Here is a 17,981-nt window from a genome sequence, read left to right as displayed (position 1 = left end):
TGCAGAGATTCGTAAAGTGTTTCGTAAGTTTCCCTTGTTTATCGAAAACAAGCAGTTGGGTGATTATCACGCACGTTACACGATACCCGGTGATGGTACTATTAAGGTTCTAATTAATATGGGACGCTAATATATGGGCGACTCGAAAATATAGAATATGCGGTTTATTGTAAAGCGTAAATGCGGCAATTAAGCAGTGGCTGGTCAAATTACCGAACCACTGCCGGAAGTGTGTTAAGCAGCAATATATTCGTGGTCAGGATTGTTAAGCAGCGCTAAAAACTTCTTCAGAAGCACGGGGCGGATATTCTCAGGCGTGGCGGTAGTGACCCACTGGCGCATTTGCGTCATTTCCATACCCGCATACCCGCATGGGTTGATGCGCTGGAAAGGGGTGAGATCCATATTGATATTCAGCGCCAGCCCGTGGAACGAGCAGCCTTTACGGATACGCAGCCCCAGCGAACAGATTTTCTTCTCTCCCACGTAGACGCCCGGGGCATCGGCGCGAGGATGAGCGTCGATACCGTACTCAGCGAGCGTGTTCACCACGGTCTGTTCCAGTAAGGTCACGAGCTCACGTACGCCCAGCTTTCTGCGTTTCAGGTTAAGCAGGACATACATTACCTGCTGGCCCGGGCCGTGGTAGGTTACCTGTCCACCGCGATCGCTCTGGATCACCGGGATATCACCCGTCATCAATAAATGTTCGGCTTTTCCTGCCTGGCCCTGAGTAAACACCGGCATGTGTTCAACCAGCCAGATTTCATCAGGGGTGGTGTCATCGCGCATATCGGTAAAGTCATGCATAGCCTGAGAGACTGGCTCGTAAGGCTGTATCCCAAGATGGCGAACAAGAATTTTATCCTGGTACAAAAGGACGTCTCCGAAGACAAGGGAGAATAGGTAACGCGGAGTATATCACAGCGGGGAAGTGGGTTACCCGGCAAACCGGGTAACCGCAGAGGGACTACAGCACCATACGAACAATTTCGATATTGCCGAGCTCTTCGTACAGCGTCTCAACCTGCTCAATGTGTGTCGCAGTGATGGTGATTGAGACCGAGTGGTAATTACCTTTGCTGCTCGGTTTGACTGATGGAGAGTAGTCGCCCGGCGCATGGCGCTGTACCACTTCAACCACCTGATCAACCAGCTCAGGTTTCGCCAGACCCATTACTTTGTAAGTAAAAGGGGTAGGGAATTCAAGCAGTTCGTTAAGTTTGGTTTTCATGTCAGCTCCGGCGTGTGTGTAAAAAATAATAACTCCCGCCACGGGGCGGGAGTTTTACTGATACGTAGTATATGGGGATCAAAATCACACTTTCAAGTGTTCAATTTTTAACCAAACCAGTGATGGAACATCAGCTTAATGTAATCAATGATTTTGCCGAAGAAATTGCCTTCAGGAATCTCCTCCAGCACCACCAGCGGGCGTTGATCGATGGTTTTGCCATCCAGCTGGAAGTTGATAGTACCCACGACCTGATTCTTTTGCAGCGGGGCGTGCAGCTCGGTGGTATTCAGCACATAGCTGGCTTTCAGATCTTTCATACGACCGCGTGGGATAGTCAGATAGAGATCTTTGTCCACGCCCAGGGAAGCGCGGTCGTTATCGCCAAACCAGACAGGTTCAGAGGCAAATTCTTTACCGGCTTTCAGCGGGTTCACGGTTTCGAAGAAGCGGAAGCCCCAGGTCAGCAGTTTTTTGCTTTCCGTTTCGCGTCCTTTAAACGTACGCCCCCCCATCACGGCAGAGATCAGACGCATCTGGCCTTCAGTGGCGGAGGCCACCAGGTTATAACCAGCTTTATCGGTGTGGCCGGTTTTGATACCGTCGACGTTCAGGCTGTTGTCCCACAGCAGGCCGTTACGGTTGGTCTGACGAATGCCGTTGAAGGTGAACTCTTTCTCTTTGTAGATAGAGTACTCGTTTGGCACGTCGCGGATCAGCGCCTGACCGATCAGCGCCATGTCACGCGCGGAGCTGTACTGACCCTCGGCGTCCAGGCCGTGAACGGTCTGGAAGTGGCTGTTTTTCAGACCCAGCGCGGAGACGTAGCTGTTCATCAGGCCCACAAACGCGTCCTGGCTGCCCGCGGCAAAATCAGCCATGGCCACGCAGGCGTCGTTACCGGACTGCAAGTTGATGCCACGGATAAGCTGAGAGACCGGAACCTGCATGCCAGGTTTCAGGAACATCAGCGATGAACCTTTGAACACGGGGTTGCCGGTTGCCCACGCATCGTTACCGATAGTCACCAGGTCGGTTTCTTTGAATTTGCCTGCTTTCATAGCCTGGCCGATAACATAGCTGGTCATCATTTTGGTCAGGCTGGCCGGATCGCGGCGGGCATCGGCGTTCTGTTCTGCCAGAACTTTGCCGGAGTTGTAATCAATCAGGATGTAGGATTCCGCGTCGATCTGCGGAACGCCAGGGATCATGGTCTTGATGTTCAGGTCATCCGCGTGAGCTGCGGAGAACGCAGCAGCGCAAAGGGCCGTGGTCAGCGCCATGCGCTGCACAAAACGAGCAGAAAAAGTGGTCTTCATGGTCAGAACTACGACATCCGTGATGGAATTAAAAAAGTGCCTTACTATAGCAAATGCTATACGGGCAGGCATCCGACTTTCATCATGAGAGTGTTAACGTGGTTTACACAAACTGACATTTCGGATACCACCGAATAATTATTTTGCAACAGCGATAAACGACTGGAGCTGCGCCTCGCTCTGCAAACGCTGTTGCAGGGATGCTGCCTGCGATTTGCTGGCAAACGGACCCATCTGGATACGCCATACCGCACCGTTTTGCTCAACGCGGCCTGGCACGCCAAACTGTTTGCTTAAACGCTGCTGATATTGCTCTGCACGGGTCCGATCGCTGACAGCGCCAACCTGAACCACGTAGCTGCCGCTCGCCGTCGCAGGCGCCGCAGTCTGCGTAGCAGCAGGCGCGGTCACCGGGGCGGGTTGTGCAGCGGGTGCAGCAACGACGGGCGCAGGCGCTGGGGCAGGTTCATTTGATTCAATCACGCCCGGCGCTAACGTGGTGGGTGCGCCAAGGAAACCACTGCTTTTCACCGGGGCGCCTGTCGCGTCTTCACTTTGCAGCGTATCGTTGCTGATGGCGCGCACTTCACCCTGCGGCTGCGCGGGCACTGCCGGCGTTGAAGCGCCCCCCATACCACCGCTCAGATCCGGGCGAGCGGGCAGGGCATAGGTCTGTTTCGCGACCGTGGTACAGGCCGTGCCCGGGCCAGACAGCGAACCATCCTGCGCCACGATAATTGGGTCGATACGCACTTTAGTATTGTTTGAGGTGTTCAGACGGTCGGCCGCCGCGCGGGACAGGGAGATCACGCGATCGGTGCCGTAAGGACCGCGATCGTTGATACGCACCACGATCATTCGGCCATTCGCCAGGTTAGTGATGCGTGCATAGCTCGGGACAGGCAGCGTCGGGTGTGCCGCCGTGATCTGCATCGGATCGAAGGTTTCACCCGACGCGGTCAGGTTGCTACCGGGCTCAGCGTCATAGATGGCAGCAAAGCCAGCCTGGCTGAAACGGGAAGGATCCTGAACGATTTTATAGCTTTTACCGTCGCGCTGATAATCCTGATTCACGCTGGCGTTCAGCGGTTCATAAACGGGATCGGCACCGCTAATCTCGACAATCGGGCCATTACAGACCGCAGGCTGCGGCGGCGCGACGGTTGCCTGTTGCTGACCATCATCACTTGTACAGGCGGCAAGTAAACTTGCTGCGATGCAGATCCCCAGCCACTGCTTACGCATTGCGATCCCCTTATTTTTATACGCTTTTGGACAACATTTTCCTGTGGGTATGGATCGACATGACGATACCAAACCCGGCCATCAACACGATCAGTGCCGAGCCCCCGTAACTCACCAGCGGCAGCGGTACGCCGACAACCGGCAGAATCCCACTCACCATACCAATATTTACGAAGACATAAACGAACAAAATCAACATTAATCCGCCTGCCATCACGCGACCAAAGGTGGTTTGGGCGCGTGCGGCAATCCACAAACCTCGCATGATCAGCAGCACGTAGAGTGCAAGCAGAACCAGGATGCCAACCAGCCCTAACTCCTCAGCCAGAACGGCAAAGATAAAGTCGGTGTGGCGTTCCGGTAAAAATTCGAGCTGCGACTGCGTACCGTGCAGCCAGCCTTTGCCGCGCAGGCCGCCGGAGCCAATCGCAATCTTCGACTGAATAATATGATAGCCTGCGCCCAGCGGATCGGTCTCGGGATCGAGCAGCATCATAACGCGCTGACGCTGGTAATCATGCATCAGGAAGAACCAGAGGATAGGGATAAACGCGGCAACCAGCACCACGGCGATACCAATCAGACGCCAGCTCAGGCCGGACAGGAACAGGACGAACAGGCCGGAGAGGGCGATAAGAATCGAGGTACCGAGGTCCGGCTGTGCGGCCACGAGCAGCGTCGGCAGGAAAATCAGCACCAGCGCAATGGCGGTATTTTTCAACGACGGCGGGCAGACGTCGCGGTTAATAAAGCGCGCCACCATCAGCGGGACGGCGATTTTGGCGATTTCCGACGGCTGGAAGCGGACAATCCCCAGATCCAGCCAGCGCTGTGCCCCCTTCGAGATGGCGCCGAAAGCATCTACTGCCACCAACAAAATGATACAGAAAATATAGAGATAGGGCGCCCAGCCCTCGTACACGCGCGGCGGTATTTGCGCCATCACCACCATAATAACCAGACCCATGGCGATCTGGCCGATTTTACGCTCCATCATGCCGATATCCTGGCCGCTGGCGCTCCAGATAACGAGGGCGCTATAGACCAGCAGAGCCAGCAGAATCAGCAGCATGGCTGGGTCGATGTGGATCTTGTCCCACAGCGATTTTTTATTCGGATTATCCGTCATGATTATTGGTCCTCCGCCGCAGCGGCTGCCGGGTTTTCAGCTGGCAGTTCGGTGTTGTTGTCACCCAGCATGATGTGGTCGAGGATTTGACGCATGATGGTACCCACCGCCGGGCCTGCGCCGCCGTTCTCCAGAATCATCGCCACCGCAACCTGCGGGTTATCATAAGGGGCAAACGCCGTCATGAGCTTGTGGTCACGCAGACGTTCGGCAATTTTATGTGCGTTGTAAGTTTCATTCGCTTTAAGACCGAAGACCTGAGCCGTACCTGATTTCGCGGCTACCTTATACGGTGCGCCAGCGAAATATTTGTGCGCCGTCCCGTTAGGGCGGTTGGCTACACCGTACATGCCGTCTTTCGCGATTTCCCAGTATCCGGAATGAATGTCACCCACCGGCGGCTCGTGCGGCTGTATCCATGGCACTTTTTTGCCGTCTTCAACGGTGCTTTGCAGCAGGTGCGGCACTTTCACGACGCCATCGTTGATGAGGATCATCATCGCCTTGTTCATTTGCAGCGGCGTTGCCGTCCAGTAGCCCTGGCCGATCCCCACCGGAATGGTGTCACCCTGATACCAGGGTTTTTTAAAGCGCTTCAGCTTCCATTCGCGGGTTGGCATGTTGCCGGAACGCTCTTCAGCCAAATCTATACCGGTGTAATGCCCGTAGCCGAATTTGCTCATCCATTCAGACAGACGGTCAATACCCATGTCGTAGGCGACCTGATAGAAGAAGGTATCCGCCGACTCCTCCAGTGATTTGGTCACGTTCAGATGGCCGTGGCCCCATTTTTTCCAGTCGCGGTAGCGTTTCTCAGAGCCAGGCAACTGCCACCAGCCGGGGTCAAACAGACTGGTATTACGGGTGATGACGCCCGCGCTCAGCGCAGACACGGCGACATACGGTTTAACCGTTGAAGCTGGAGGATAAACCCCCTGCGTTGCGCGGTTTACCAGCGGCGTGTTTGGATCGTTGAGCAGGCCGGAGTAATCCTTGCTGGAGATGCCATCCACGAAGAGGTTCGGATCGTAGCTTGGCATCGAAACCATCGCCAGAATGCCGCCGGTACGCGGGTCGGTCACAATAACCGCAGCACGGCTACCCGCCAGCAGCGTCTCGATATACTGCTGTAGCTTCAGGTCGAGCGTCAGATAGACGTCATGCCCCGCCTGCGGGGGCACCTCTTTCAGTTGCCGGATCACGCGGCCACGGTTGTTAACTTCAACCTCTTCATACCCGGTCTGACCGTGCAGTACATCTTCGTAATAACGTTCGATCCCCAGCTTGCCAATATCATGGGTTGCGGCGTAGTTAGCCAGCTTGCCGTCTTTATCAAGGCGTTCGACGTCTTTATCGTTGATTTTGGAGACGTAACCAATGACGTGCGTCAGCGCGGAGCCGTAAGGATAGTAGCGGCGTTTATAGCCTTTGACTTCCACCCCGGGGAAACGGTACTGGTTAACGGCAAAACGGGCGACCTGCACTTCTGTCAGGTTGGTTTTTACCGGAATGGAGGTGAAGCGGTGAGAACGTGCGCGCTCTTTTTTGAACGCAGCGATATCGTCATCAGTCAGGTCGACAACGCTTCTCAGCGCGTTCAGGGTATCCTGCACGTTATCCACTTTCTCGGGCATCATCTCTATCTGGTAGATGGTGCGATTAAGCGCCAGCGGCGTGCCGTTACGATCGTAGATAATGCCGCGGCTGGGCGCGATGGGCACCAGCTTGATACGGTTTTCGTTTGAGCGGGTCTGGTAATCGGTATAGCGGACAATTTGCAGATTATAGAGGTTGGCGATCAGCACGCCGGTAAGCAGCAAAATCCCCGTAAAGGCGACCAGCGCCCGGCGCACAAACAGCGCGGACTCAGCCGTATAGTCGCGAAAAGAATTCTGTAGTTTCATCCGCTGCTTAAATTACCCTGGTCAGTCATTACTCGCGGTGATAAGGGTGGTTGGTAGTGATGCTCCATGCGCGATACAAACTTTCTGCCACGAGAACCCGTACAAGCGGGTGGGGCAGCGTCAGCGCCGAGAGTGACCAACTTTGTTCTGCTGCCGCTTTGCAGGCGGGAGATAACCCCTCTGGTCCGCCAATCAACAGACTGACGTCCCGACCATCCTGCTTCCAGCGCTCCAGTTCGTGCGCCAGCTGCGGCGTATCCCAGGGTTTGCCCGGGATATCGAGGGTCACGATGCGGTTTTTGCCTGCGGCAGCCAGCATCAGCTCTCCCTCTTTATCGAGAATACGTTTGATATCTGCGTTCTTGCCGCGCTTTCCTGCTGGGATCTCCACCAGTTCGAACGGCATATCTTTTGGGAAACGACGCAGATACTCAGTAAAACCGGTTTGTACCCAGTCCGGCATTTTGGTGCCGACGGCGACCAGTTGCAACTTCACGCATTAACCCCAGAGTTTTTCCAGCTCATACAGGCGACGACTCTCTTCCTGCATGACGTGGACAATCACATCGCCGAGATCGACAACCACCCAGTCAGCGGTCGCTTCACCTTCAACGCCCAGCGGAAGCAGCCCTGCCGCGCGCGATTCCTGAACAACATGGTCAGCAATCGAAACAACGTGACGAGTTGAGGTGCCGGTGCAGATGATCATGCAGTCGGTGATGCTGGATTTACCCTTAACGTCGATAGCGATGATGTCCTGACCTTTCAGGTCATCAATTTTGTCGATAACAAAATCCTGGAGTGCTTTACCCTGCAAGTTTTCCCCCTGGGTGAATGAGATTGTACAACTATGAATTCGTGGCCAGTCAGTATACCTGAACTGACGCCAGTCGCGGGACAAATGTCACCGCCCGGCTTTTGAAGGCGGGTATCATCCCACCCTCCGCCTGAGATTGCATCGCCATTTTTGTAAAACAATTTCTGTAAAGCAGCGATCGGCGGGAAAGTCTGGCAGCGGAGGATATCAGTATGGCTTAGCCTGTCAAGGCAGGATAATCATTAACGGACAATTTCGCCGGCGATGCTCAGACATCTGTACTTTTCTGATACAGACCGTGCGCAAGGATATAGGCCAGCACGGGCGAGGGGAGGAGATCGTCACAGTCTAAACCCTGCTGGAGACGCTCGCGGATGAGGGTCGCGGAAATATCAAACCACGGCGTTTCAGCGAGGTAAATTTTCCCGGCGGGGAGACTGTGCAGGTCTTCTATATTGTCCGTCAGATGTGCGTCAAGCCACTGCTGATGCTGCGCGTCGCGCATGGTCAGCGGATAGCCCGGACGGCGGCAGACCAGCAGATGACTGTTTTCCAGAATGGTTTCGTACTGGTACCAGCTGGGAAAGTTGAGCAAGGAATCCTGGCCGATGATAAACGCCAGCGGTTTCATGGGCCCCTGCTCAGCGCGCCACTCCCGCAGCGTTTGCGATGTCCAGGAAGGGGTATCCCTGCGCAGTTCACGCTCATCCAGCGTGAAGAGAGGCTTATCGGCGATAGCCAGCGCGAGCATCGCTTTACGCTGCTCGCTGGTTGCTTCTGGCTGAGGACGGTGCGGCGGAACATTGTTGGGCATGATGATTACCCGCTGCAACCCAATCAAATTCGCGAGGATTTCTACCGGCTTAAGATGCCCATAGTGTACCGGGTCGAAGGTCCCGCCATACATTGCCTGTAAAGAATGCATATCACCCATCGATAAATACGTCTGCCAGCGCCTTATGGCAGAGCAGCAAAGAGAGACTCTCCAGCTCCGCCCAGACAGACTGACCGTAATCCTGTTTTAACGTCAGTTCGGCGCGCATCAGAAGTTGCACTGCCTGACGCAACTGCTTCTGGCTCAGGCGGTTTATCGCCTCCGTGGTCATCGCCCGACGGTTTTGCCAGACGCGATGTTTGTCGAATAAGGCGCGCAGGGGCGTGTGTGCTGACTGGCGTTTAAGGTTGTTCAGCAGCAGTAATTCGCGCTGGAGCGTACGGAGAAGGATGACCGGCTCACTCCCTTCCAGGCGCAGCTGTTGCAGGATGTGCAGAGCACGTTTACTTTTCGCCGACAGCAGCGCATCAACCCAGTGGAAGGGGGTAAAGTGCGCGGCATCATTCACCGCCTGTTCCACGCGCGGCAGCGTCAGCTTGCCATCGGGCCACAGCAGGGCGAGCCTGTCCAGCGCCTGCGCCAGTGCCAGAAGGTTGCCTTCGTAGCAGTAGCACAGGAGCTGACTGGCGGCCTCATCCAGCTGCAAATTGTGCTGCTTTGCTCGCGCGGCAACCCATTTTGGCAGATGCGCCTGCTCTGGAGTCTGGCAGGAGACAAGCACCGCACTGGGGGTTAGCCGGGTAAACCAGGCAGCGTTTTCCTGCGCTTTTGTGAGTTTGTTGCCGCGTACGATAAGCAGCAGATCGCCGTGTAACAAACTCACCAGCATAGCCAGCTGTTCATTGATGGCAGCGTTAGGACCATTCTCAGGCAGCAGGATCTGGATTGTCTGACGAGAGGCAAACAGGCTCATGGCCTGACAAAGCGAGAAGATAGCGTTCCAGTCGGTACTGTTATCGATCTGGAACGTATGATGCTCATCGAAACCCTGCGCGGCTGCCGCATGGCGAACCGCATCAAGGCTTTCCTGTAGTAACAGGGGGTCGTTGCCGAGTAGCAGATAGGCCGCGCGCAGCCCTTCGTTGAGCTGCGCGCGGAGTTGTTCAGGATACAACCTGATCATCAGTTACCCAGAGACGTTGGCATATCCGGCGTGCTGGCATCCGGTGTTTCGATAACGTCAGCGCCTTTTTTCGTCGACGCGGCAATGGCAGGCAGCCTGCGGATCAGCTGTTCCGCGGCCTTATCATACATTTCCTTGATGATAATCTGCTGTTCGGCGTCTTTTGCCAGCGCCGTCTGCGGGTTATCGAAGAACGAGCGGTAGACTTTGGTATTGATAGGGTAAATATCTTTACCTGGCATCAAGACGGCCGCATCAACGGTTAGCACCATCTGATATTCCGCCGTCCGCCCATCCTGGAAGATCGAGGCCGTATCTTGTGACAGCGTTGATTTCAGGACACGGAGCGAAGGAACATCCTGACGTAGGGTTCCCTTCTCGATCAGCTTAACATCGTTCAAACGCAGCTGGTTACGAATGGCCCGGCTCAGCGGTCCGTTCGGATCGGATGAGTCGAAGATCATCGTTTTCATCTGCGCAGGCACTGCCGTGGTGTTGCGCAGGTGCCAGCCGCAGCCAGCGGTGACAAGCACCGCCAGAGATAAGAGTATTGTTGCCAGTTGTCGCACGTTTCCTCCCGCGCTTAGCCAACGACCAGATTCAGCAGTTTACCAGGTACGTAGATCACTTTACGTACGGTAACGCCCTCAAGGTATTTAGCGACCAGATGCTCCTGGCCTGCGCGCTCGCGAACCTGTTCTTCGGTTGCGTCGACCGCGACGGTAATTTTACCGCGCACTTTACCGTTAACCTGCACCACCACCAGCGTGGTGTTTTCCACCATAGCGGATTCATCCGCCACTGGCCACGGCGCATTGTCGATATCGCCTTCGCCTTTCAGCTCCTGCCACAGGGTAAAGCTAACGTGCGGCGTGAACGGGTTCAGCATGCGAACGACCGCCAGCAGCGCTTCACGCATTAACGCGCGATCCTGCTCGCCATCCTGCGGGGCTTTCGCCAGCTTGTTCATCAGTTCCATAATAGCCGCAATTGCGGTATTGAAGGTCTGACGACGACCAATATCATCGGTGACTTTCGCAATAGTTTTATGAACATCACGACGCAGCGCCTGTTGATCTTCAGTCAGTGCAGCTACGTTCAGCGCTGGCGCATCGCCCTGAGAGGTGTGCTCGTAAACCAGTTTCCAGACGCGCTTCAGGAAGCGGTTGGCCCCTTCAACGCCGGATTCCTGCCACTCAAGGGTCATATCTGCCGGGGAGGCGAACATCATGAACAGACGCACGGTATCCGCACCATAACGCTCAACCATCACCTGCGGGTCGATGCCGTTATTTTTAGACTTGGACATCTTGCTCATGCCGGTATAAACCAGTTCATGACCTTCAGCGTCTTTCGCCTTCACGATACGGCCTTTCTCGTCGCGCTCGACAATCGCATCAACCGGAGAAACCCAGTTACGCTCGCCGTTCGCGCCAACGTAGTAGAACGCATCTGCCAGCACCATACCCTGACACAGCAGCTGTTTTGCCGGCTCGTCGGAGTTGACCAGGCCTGCGTCACGCATCAGTTTGTGGAAGAAGCGGAAGTAGAGCAGGTGCATGATGGCGTGTTCAATGCCACCGATGTAAATGTCTACCGGCAGCCAGTAGTTTGCTGCATCAGAATCCAGCATGCCTTCTTTGTACTGCGGGCAGGTGTAGCGCGCATAGTACCAGGAGGATTCCATAAAGGTGTCAAAGGTGTCGGTTTCACGCAGCGCTGGCTGACCGTTGACGGTGGTTTTCGCCCACTCAGGATCGGCTTTGATCGGGCTGGTGATGCCGTCCATGACCACGTCTTCCGGCAGGATCACCGGCAGCTGATCTTCTGGCGTTGGCATCACGGTACCATCTTCCAGCGTCACCATTGGGATTGGCGCACCCCAGTAACGCTGACGGGAAACGCCCCAGTCGCGCAGACGGTAGTTCACTTTACGCTCGCCCACGCCCAGGGAGGCCAGCTTGTCGGCGATGGCGTTGAAGCCCTCTTCAAAGCTCAGGCCGCTGAACTCACCGGAGTTAAACAGGGTGCCTTTTTCAGTCAGCGCTTGCTCAGAGAGATCGGGTTCAGAGCCGTCAGCAGCAAGAATAACAGGCTTGATGGTCAGGCCGTATTTGGTGGCAAATTCGTAGTCGCGCTGGTCGTGACCCGGCACGGCCATCACGGCGCCTGTGCCGTATTCCATCAGTACGAAGTTGGCGGCCCAGACAGGGATCGCTTCGCCCGTCAGCGGGTGGATCGCTTTGAAGCCGGTATCAACGCCTTTTTTCTCCATCGTCGCCATGTCGGCTTCGGCCACTTTCGTGTTGCGGCATTCGTCGATAAAGGTCGCCAGTTCTGGATTGTTTTCTGCCGCTTTCTGCGCCAGCGGGTGACCTGCGGCCACGGCCAGGTAGGTCGCGCCCATGAAGGTGTCCGGGCGGGTGGTGTAGACGGTCAGGGTCTGATCGTAGTTCTCAACGTTGAAGGTAATTTCCACACCTTCGGAACGGCCGATCCAGTTGCGCTGCATGGTCTTAACGGTATCTGGCCAGTGGTCCAGATTGTCCAGATCGTTCAGCAGTTCGTCAGCGTAGGCGGTGATTTTGATAAACCACTGCGGGATCTCTTTACGCTCTACTTTGGTGTCGCAGCGCCAGCAGCAGCCATCGATAACCTGTTCGTTCGCGAGAACGGTCTGGTCATTTGGGCACCAGTTAACGGCAGAGGTCTTCTTGTACACCAGGCCTTTTTTATACAGCTCGGTGAAGAACTTCTGCTCCCAGCGGTAGTATTCCGGGGTACAGGTTGCCAGCTCGCGGCTCCAGTCATAGCCGAAGCCCAGCATTTTCAGCTGGTTTTTCATGTACGCGATGTTGTCGTACGTCCACGGAGCCGGTGCCGTGTTGTTTTTCACCGCCGCGCCTTCAGCAGGCAGGCCGAACGCATCCCAGCCGATAGGCTGAAGAACGTTTTTGCCCAGCATGCGCTGGTAGCGTGCAATCACGTCACCGATGGTGTAGTTACGCACGTGGCCCATGTGTAGTCGACCAGAAGGATAGGGAAGCATCGACAGGCAGTAATACTTCTCTTTGCTCTCGTCTTCGGTTACTTCAAAGGTGCGCTTCTCGTCCCAGTGTTGCTGGACTTTTGATTCTATCTCTTCCGGGCGGTATTGCTCTTGCATGGCAGCCAGTGGTCCTGTGTTCAATACAGCTACAAATGTAGCCAATGGATGTGGTAATTCAGATCCGCATAGCATAGCCCAAACGCCCGCGTCAAAACAGCCTTTCACGCAAATGCACTTTGCAGGAATTTACCGGGTCTGTGCTTCACCTGACAAAGCGGCGGCGAAATAAGGTCTATTATTAGAGACAGTTACTTACCCGGGAGGCAAAATGATGAACAAGGTTGCTCAATTTTACCGTGAACTGGTAGCGACTCTGACGGAACGGCTGCGTAACGGCGAGCGTGATATCGACGCGCTGGTCGAACAGGCACGCGCACGCGTGACGCAAACGGGTGAGTTAACGCGAACCGAAGTGGAAGAGGTGACGCGCGCCGTGCGCCGTGACCTGGAGGAGTTCGCGCGAAGCTATGAAGAGAGCCAGGACGAGATCGCCGACAGTGTTTTTATGCGGGTAATTAAAGAGAGCCTGTGGCAGGAGCTGGCGGATATTACCGATAAAACTCAGCTGGAGTGGCGCGAGGTGTTCCAGGATTTAAACCACCACGGTGTCTATCACAGCGGCGAAGTAGTGGGGCTGGGGAACCTGGTGTGTGAGAAGTGCCACCACCATATTGCCGTTTATACGCCGGAGGTGTTGTCGCTGTGTCCGAAGTGCGGGCACGACCAGTTCCAGCGTCGGCCGTTTGAGCCGTAGGTAAAAGCAAAACTGTTTGCACCCTCTCCCTGTGGGAGAGGGTCGGGGTGAGGGCATCAGGCCGCAGAATAATAAGCCAGCCGCTCCGCCAGCAAATCCACAAACGCTTCCCGATCGATATCCACCATCACCGTGGTATTCGGCTTGTTTCCCGTTAGCGAGTAATAGTCCACCACCGTCATTCCCTGGGTATATTTCCCCTGTGTTTCCACACCAACCCAACGCTCGACCGTGGTAAACATTTCCGGCTTCAGCAGCCAGGCGATGGTGCATGGGTCATGCAGCGGGGCGCCGTGGAAGCCCCACTTCTCGGCTTTGTGATACTCCATAAAGAAGTCGAGCAGCTCTGCCACGGTCGTTGCAACCGGGTTGTCCACAGAACGGAATCGTTCGATGTCCTGCGCCATAATTTGTGCGCGGTGGGTAACGTCCAGCCCCGCCATCACAATCGGCAGGCCCGACTGGAAGACGATTTCCGCGGCTTCCGGGTCAACGAAGATGTTGAACTCTGCTGCTGGCGTCCAGTTCCCCAGCCCCATTGCCCCGCCCATGATGACGATACGGGCGATGTTGCTGTGCAGTTCAGGATGGCTGTTCAGCAGCAGCGCAACGTTGGTCTGCGGGCCGGTCGCCACCAGCGTCACGGGCTCTGCGCTCTCACGCAGCACCTTCGCCATGAGCTCGACGGCAGTGCAGTTTTGCGGTGCGAAATCCGGCTCCGGCAGCGCCGGACCATCCAGCCCACTTTCACCGTGAACGTTATCCGCAATGATCAGCTCGCGCATCAGCGGCTTAACGGCGCCACCTGCGACAGGAATATCGGTGCGTTTCAGCAGCGTCAACATGCGCAACACGTTTCGCAAGGTTTTATCCGGCGTCTGGTTTCCGGCGGAGGAGGTGACAGCTTTTACGTCCAGTTCAGGGGAAGCAAGAGCAAGGACGAGTGCGATCGCGTCATCATGACCCGGATCGCAGTCGAGAATAATTGGCTGTGCCATAGCGTTCTCCATTTTCAGCATTATTTGTGACAAGGTTAACGCTGTGATGTGAAGCCGAATAGAAAAAGAGATCTAAAGCGTGAAGCAGTGCGCAATCCGCAGATTGCGCACTAAAAAGATTAATGCAGGATTTTGGCGAGGAAGTCTTTTGCACGTTCAGATTTAGGATTTGCGAAGAACTCTTCTTTTGGTGAGTCTTCAACAATTTTCCCTTCATCCATGAAGATCACGCGGTTGGCCACTTTACGGGCGAAGCCCATTTCGTGCGTCACCACCATCATGGTCATCCCTTCGTGCGCCAGCTCCACCATGACGTCCAGTACTTCGTTGATCATCTCAGGATCGAGCGCGGACGTCGGCTCATCAAACAGCATAGCCACCGGATCCATGCACAGCGCACGCGCGATTGCCACACGCTGCTGTTGGCCGCCCGAAAGCTGCGCCGGGAACTTATCCGCATGTGCAGACAGCCCGACGCGTTCCAGCAACTTCAGGCCCTTTTCGCGCGCCGCTTTTTTGTCGCGCTTCAGCACTTTCACCTGCGCCAGCGTCAGGTTCTCAATGATGGAGAGGTGAGGGAACAGCTCAAAATGCTGGAACACCATCCCTACGTGGGAGCGAAGCTGGGCAAGGTTGGTTTTGCGGTCATTCACTTTGGTGCCGTTAACGACAATCTCGCCCTGCTGGACAGGTTCCAGCCCATTAACGGTTTTGATAAGCGTGGACTTACCGGAACCGGACGGACCGCATACCACCACCACATCGCCTTTTTTCACTTCTGTTGAGCAGTCGGTCAGCACCTGAAAGTGCCCATACCATTTAGAAACATTTTTCAGGGAAATCATTATACCGTCCTTTTCTTCAGCCAGCTGACCAACAGCGATGCGCTTAAACTAATCACAAAATAGACCCCGCCCGCGAAGAGGATCATCTCAACCTGCGTTCCGTCACGTTCGCCAATGGTGGAGGCGGTACGGAAGAAGTCTGCCAGACTCAGCACGTAGACCAGGGAGGTATCCTGGAACAGGACGATGCCCTGCGTCAGCAGCAGCGGAACCATGGCGCGAAACGCCTGCGGCAGAATAATGAGCTTCATAGACTGCCAGTGCGTCATACCGAGCGCCAGCGCAGCGCTGGACTGCCCGCGCGAGATACTCTGAATACCGGCGCGGATGATCTCTGAGTAGTAGGCGGCTTCAAACATGGAAAACGCCACCATGGCAGAGATCAGGCGGATATCGGTCTTTGGCGACAGTCCCAGTACGTTCTGTAAAAAGCCGGGAACAATCAGATAAAACCACAGCAGCACCATGACCAGTGGAATGGAGCGGAACACGTTAACGTAAGCCGTGGCAAACCAGGCGAGCGGCTTAAAGCTCGACAGGCGCATCACTGCCAGCAGGGTGCCCCAGACAATACCGACGATAATGGCGATAACGGTGATCTTTAAGGTGATTGCCAGTCCATCCAGCAGATAGGGCATGGAGGGAACAATGGAACTCCAGTCAAAATCGTACATTTATTTGCCCCCCAGATTGCCCGGCAGGCGTACTTTGCGTTCAACCAGGTTCATCACCAGCATGATGAATGCGTTAATCAGAACATAGGCGAGCGTGATCGCCGTGAAGGATTCCCATGCGTGAGCGGAATAATCCAGCAGTTTGCCCGCCTGCGCCGCCATATCTACCAGACCAATGGTTGAGGCGATAGCCGAGTTTTTTACCAGGTTCATCATCTCGGAGGTCATCGGCGGAACGATGACGCGGTAAGCGTTCGGCAGCAGTACGTAACGGTAGGCCTGAGGCAGAGTCAGGCCCATCGCCAGTGCCGCATTCTTTTGCCCGCGCGGCAGTGACTGTATGGCGGCACGTACCTGCTCGCAGACGCGCGCAGCGGTGAACAGCCCCAGACACAGCATAGAGGAGACAAAAAATTGTACGTTAGGATCCAGCTCGGCCTTAAACCACATGCCGAGATCTTCCGGCAGCAGTTCCGGGATCACCAGATACCAGGTAAAGAACTGCACGATCAGCGGAACGTTACGGAACAGTTCCACATAGAGCGTGCCAATTGAAGAGAGAAAACGGTTAGGGACGGTACGCAGAATACCGAACAGCGAACCGACAAGAAACGCGATAATCCACGCCGTTATCGATAACGCAACGGTAACCTGAAAGCCGCTCCACAGCCAGCCGAGATAGGTGGTGTTGCCGAACGGGGCTTGTTGCAGAAAGATGCCCCAGTTCCAGTCAATTGACATAGTAAACTCCAGAAAAAAAAGGGTAGCAGCGCTACCCTCGAAGATTGGTGAGAAGCTCAATTTTTGCGCTGAGTGGGGAACGACCACTCAACGTATAGTCTGTCCATGCTTCCCGACAATCGAGAGGGCAGGAGATCCCGCCCCTGTCGTTCTAATTAGTTAAGAGCTTTGTCGTTTGGTGATTTGAACAGCGCTTTCATGTCGTCAGACAGTTCAAAGTTCATGTTCAGGTTTTTTGGTGGAATTGGGTTCTTGAACCATTTGTCGAACCATTTTGCCGCTTCGCCGGAGGTTTGCGCCTGAGCGATGGTGTCATCGATCAGTTTCTTGAAGTCCTCGTCACCTTTACGCAGCATACAGCCGTAGGCTTCTTTCGACTGGGCGGTACCGACGATTTCCCAGTTGTCTGGTTTCTTCGCCTTGGCGCGCTCGCCTGCCAGCAGAGCGTCATCCATCATAAACGCGACGGCACGGCCGCTTTCCAGGGTACGGAAGGAGTCGCCATGGTCTTTCGCGCTGATGATGCGCATGTCCATTTTCTTCTCGTCGTTCAGCTTGTGCAGCAGCACTTCGGACGTGGTACCGGAGGTCACGACAACCGCTTTGCCTTTCAGGTCAGCAAAATCTTTGATGTCGCCGCCTTTCTTCGTCAGCAGGCGGGTGCCCACAACGAAGATGGTGTCCGAGAAAGCGGCCTGTTTCTGACGCTCAAGGTTGTTGGTGGTTGAGCCACATTCAAAATCAAATGTGCCGTTTTGCAGCAGAGGAATACGGTTCTGTGAAGTGATGGGGATCAGCTTCACTTGCAGGTCAGGTTTGTTCAGCTTTTTCTTCACGGCTTCAACGATGGCGTTGGAGTAATCCTGTGAATAGCCCACGACTTTTTGCGTGTTGTCGTAGTAAGAGAACGGGACAGAAGATTCACGGTGGCCGACCACGATCACGCCGTTTTTGGCAATCTTGTCGAGAGTGCTTCCTGCTGCCGGAGCGTCTTCAGCGTGGACAACCCCCGCAGACATTCCCATAACCAGCATTGCTGTGGCCAGTTTACGTAATTGCATACCCAACTCCTTTCTTATCAGCGCCAGTGACGCATAGATACCCATTGTGATGTTGTTATATCTCGCGCAATGCGAGTGCAGTGTTATGCAAGCTTGTTAACATTTAGTCTGGCTTAATGTAAAGATTTTGCTGCGTTATTGTTTATTTTTGCGAAGCGCGCCGCACCATTCAGAGGCAATAATCCCTCGTTGC

General features: G+C 55.0%; 18 protein-coding genes. 1 reads left to right on the top strand and 17 read right to left on the bottom strand.

Going from position 1 to position 17,981, the window contains the following annotated elements:
• Window positions 1-234: 234 nt before the first annotated feature.
• The 12 genes from lipB to leuS all read right to left on the bottom strand — a co-directional run bounded on the left by lipB (window position 235) and on the right by leuS (window position 12,772).
• The gene (lipB, locus tag AM329_RS10780; protein ID WP_032608853.1) at window positions 235-876 is read right to left on the bottom strand and encodes a lipoyl(octanoyl) transferase LipB; all 642 of its coding nucleotides are present in this window, start codon (window positions 874-876) and stop codon (window positions 235-237) included.
• A 94-nt stretch (window positions 877-970) separates the two neighbouring features.
• Window positions 971-1,234 (bottom strand): DUF493 family protein YbeD, encoded by a 264-nt coding sequence (ybeD, locus tag AM329_RS10775; protein ID WP_003858718.1) that lies wholly within the window; start codon window positions 1,232-1,234, stop codon window positions 971-973.
• A gap of 107 nt (window positions 1,235-1,341) precedes the next feature.
• The gene (gene dacA, locus AM329_RS10770; RefSeq protein ID WP_003858714.1) at window positions 1,342-2,553 is read right to left on the bottom strand and encodes a D-alanyl-D-alanine carboxypeptidase DacA; all 1,212 of its coding nucleotides are present in this window, start codon (window positions 2,551-2,553) and stop codon (window positions 1,342-1,344) included.
• Window positions 2,554-2,691: 138 nt separating this feature from the next.
• Window positions 2,692-3,798 carry an endolytic peptidoglycan transglycosylase RlpA gene (gene rlpA / locus AM329_RS10760; RefSeq protein WP_032608855.1) on the bottom strand — a complete coding sequence of 369 codons (1,107 nt, stop codon included), beginning with the start codon at window positions 3,796-3,798 and terminating at the stop codon, window positions 2,692-2,694.
• 16 nt (window positions 3,799-3,814) lie between these two features.
• On the bottom strand, window positions 3,815-4,927 hold the full coding sequence (gene mrdB / locus AM329_RS10755) for a peptidoglycan glycosyltransferase MrdB (RefSeq protein WP_015571139.1): 1,113 nt from the start codon (window positions 4,925-4,927) through the stop codon (window positions 3,815-3,817).
• 2 nt (window positions 4,928-4,929) lie between these two features.
• Window positions 4,930-6,831, bottom strand: coding sequence for a peptidoglycan DD-transpeptidase MrdA (mrdA, locus tag AM329_RS10750; RefSeq protein WP_015571138.1), 1,902 nt, complete (start codon window positions 6,829-6,831; stop codon window positions 4,930-4,932).
• Between the two features lie 28 nt (window positions 6,832-6,859).
• A complete protein-coding gene (gene rlmH, locus AM329_RS10745) occupies window positions 6,860-7,327 on the bottom strand; it encodes a 23S rRNA (pseudouridine(1915)-N(3))-methyltransferase RlmH (protein ID WP_003858701.1) in 468 nt (155 codons plus the stop codon).
• A gap of 3 nt (window positions 7,328-7,330) precedes the next feature.
• Window positions 7,331-7,648, bottom strand: coding sequence for a ribosome silencing factor (gene rsfS / locus AM329_RS10740; protein ID WP_003858696.1), 318 nt, complete (start codon window positions 7,646-7,648; stop codon window positions 7,331-7,333).
• A 268-nt stretch (window positions 7,649-7,916) separates the two neighbouring features.
• Window positions 7,917-8,582, bottom strand: coding sequence for a nicotinate-nucleotide adenylyltransferase (nadD, locus tag AM329_RS10735; protein ID WP_032608857.1), 666 nt, complete (start codon window positions 8,580-8,582; stop codon window positions 7,917-7,919).
• Window positions 8,575-9,606 (bottom strand): DNA polymerase III subunit delta, encoded by a 1,032-nt coding sequence (holA, locus tag AM329_RS10730; RefSeq protein ID WP_032608858.1) that lies wholly within the window; start codon window positions 9,604-9,606, stop codon window positions 8,575-8,577. The genes nadD and holA overlap by 8 nt, the downstream gene beginning before the upstream one ends.
• Window positions 9,606-10,175 carry an LPS assembly lipoprotein LptE gene (lptE, locus tag AM329_RS10725; RefSeq protein WP_022650604.1) on the bottom strand — a complete coding sequence of 190 codons (570 nt, stop codon included), beginning with the start codon at window positions 10,173-10,175 and terminating at the stop codon, window positions 9,606-9,608. Before lptE ends, holA begins: the two co-directional genes overlap by 1 nt.
• A 14-nt stretch (window positions 10,176-10,189) precedes the next feature.
• Complete coding sequence (gene leuS, locus AM329_RS10720; RefSeq protein WP_022650605.1) at window positions 10,190-12,772, bottom strand: leucine--tRNA ligase; 2,583 nt, start codon at window positions 12,770-12,772, stop codon at window positions 10,190-10,192.
• A 214-nt stretch (window positions 12,773-12,986) separates the two neighbouring features.
• Here leuS and AM329_RS10715 point away from each other — a divergent pair, with 214 nt between their 5' ends.
• Complete coding sequence (locus tag AM329_RS10715) at window positions 12,987-13,469, top strand: zinc ribbon-containing protein (RefSeq protein ID WP_003858689.1); 483 nt, start codon at window positions 12,987-12,989, stop codon at window positions 13,467-13,469.
• A gap of 56 nt (window positions 13,470-13,525) precedes the next feature.
• Here AM329_RS10715 and rihA read toward each other — a convergent pair whose 3' ends face one another.
• From rihA to AM329_RS10690, 5 genes are all read right to left on the bottom strand, one after another.
• Window positions 13,526-14,467 carry a pyrimidine-specific ribonucleoside hydrolase RihA gene (gene rihA / locus AM329_RS10710; RefSeq protein ID WP_032608859.1) on the bottom strand — a complete coding sequence of 314 codons (942 nt, stop codon included), beginning with the start codon at window positions 14,465-14,467 and terminating at the stop codon, window positions 13,526-13,528.
• A gap of 119 nt (window positions 14,468-14,586) precedes the next feature.
• Window positions 14,587-15,312: an amino acid ABC transporter ATP-binding protein gene (locus tag AM329_RS10705; RefSeq protein ID WP_006809622.1), complete on the bottom strand. Its 726-nt coding sequence runs from the start codon at window positions 15,310-15,312 to the stop codon at window positions 14,587-14,589.
• Entirely contained in the window at window positions 15,312-15,986 is a 675-nt protein-coding gene (gene gltK, locus AM329_RS10700; protein WP_003858686.1) for a glutamate/aspartate ABC transporter permease GltK, read from the bottom strand. Before gltK ends, AM329_RS10705 begins: the two co-directional genes overlap by 1 nt.
• Complete coding sequence (gene gltJ, locus AM329_RS10695; protein WP_015571133.1) at window positions 15,987-16,727, bottom strand: glutamate/aspartate ABC transporter permease GltJ; 741 nt, start codon at window positions 16,725-16,727, stop codon at window positions 15,987-15,989.
• A 155-nt stretch (window positions 16,728-16,882) separates the two neighbouring features.
• A complete protein-coding gene (locus AM329_RS10690) occupies window positions 16,883-17,788 on the bottom strand; it encodes an amino acid ABC transporter substrate-binding protein (protein ID WP_003858681.1) in 906 nt (301 codons plus the stop codon).
• Window positions 17,789-17,981 lie beyond the last annotated feature (193 nt).

Origin of the sequence: Enterobacter cloacae complex sp. AR_0002 (assembly GCF_001922365.1) — a bacterium.
Lineage (GTDB): Bacteria > Pseudomonadota > Gammaproteobacteria > Enterobacterales > Enterobacteriaceae > Enterobacter > Enterobacter hormaechei_C.
The sequence above is the reverse complement of the archived record's forward strand: the minus strand, read 5'-3'. Positions and strand labels throughout refer to the sequence as shown.

What these genes read in the sequence shown, in the direction of transcription:
- AM329_RS10690 (WP_003858681.1), bottom strand. Translation starts at nt 17,788, where the DNA reads ATGCAATTACGTAAACTGGCCACAGCAATGCTGGTTATGGGAATGTCT.
- ybeD (WP_003858718.1), bottom strand. Translation starts at nt 1,234, where the DNA reads ATGAAAACCAAACTTAACGAACTGCTTGAATTCCCTACCCCTTTTACT.
- dacA (WP_003858714.1), bottom strand. Translation starts at nt 2,553, where the DNA reads ATGAAGACCACTTTTTCTGCTCGTTTTGTGCAGCGCATGGCGCTGACC.
- mrdA (WP_015571138.1), bottom strand. Translation starts at nt 6,831, where the DNA reads ATGAAACTACAGAATTCTTTTCGCGACTATACGGCTGAGTCCGCGCTG.
- gltJ (WP_015571133.1), bottom strand. Translation starts at nt 16,727, where the DNA reads ATGTCAATTGACTGGAACTGGGGCATCTTTCTGCAACAAGCCCCGTTC.
- leuS (WP_022650605.1), bottom strand. Translation starts at nt 12,772, where the DNA reads ATGCAAGAGCAATACCGCCCGGAAGAGATAGAATCAAAAGTCCAGCAA.
- holA (WP_032608858.1), bottom strand. Translation starts at nt 9,606, where the DNA reads ATGATCAGGTTGTATCCTGAACAACTCCGCGCGCAGCTCAACGAAGGG.
- rihA (WP_032608859.1), bottom strand. Translation starts at nt 14,467, where the DNA reads ATGGCACAGCCAATTATTCTCGACTGCGATCCGGGTCATGATGACGCG.
- AM329_RS10705 (WP_006809622.1), bottom strand. Translation starts at nt 15,312, where the DNA reads ATGATTTCCCTGAAAAATGTTTCTAAATGGTATGGGCACTTTCAGGTG.
- rlpA (WP_032608855.1), bottom strand. Translation starts at nt 3,798, where the DNA reads ATGCGTAAGCAGTGGCTGGGGATCTGCATCGCAGCAAGTTTACTTGCC.
- nadD (WP_032608857.1), bottom strand. Translation starts at nt 8,582, where the DNA reads ATGGGTGATATGCATTCTTTACAGGCAATGTATGGCGGGACCTTCGAC.
- AM329_RS10715 (WP_003858689.1), top strand. Translation starts at nt 12,987, where the DNA reads ATGAACAAGGTTGCTCAATTTTACCGTGAACTGGTAGCGACTCTGACG.
- gltK (WP_003858686.1), bottom strand. Translation starts at nt 15,986, where the DNA reads ATGTACGATTTTGACTGGAGTTCCATTGTTCCCTCCATGCCCTATCTG.
- mrdB (WP_015571139.1), bottom strand. Translation starts at nt 4,927, where the DNA reads ATGACGGATAATCCGAATAAAAAATCGCTGTGGGACAAGATCCACATC.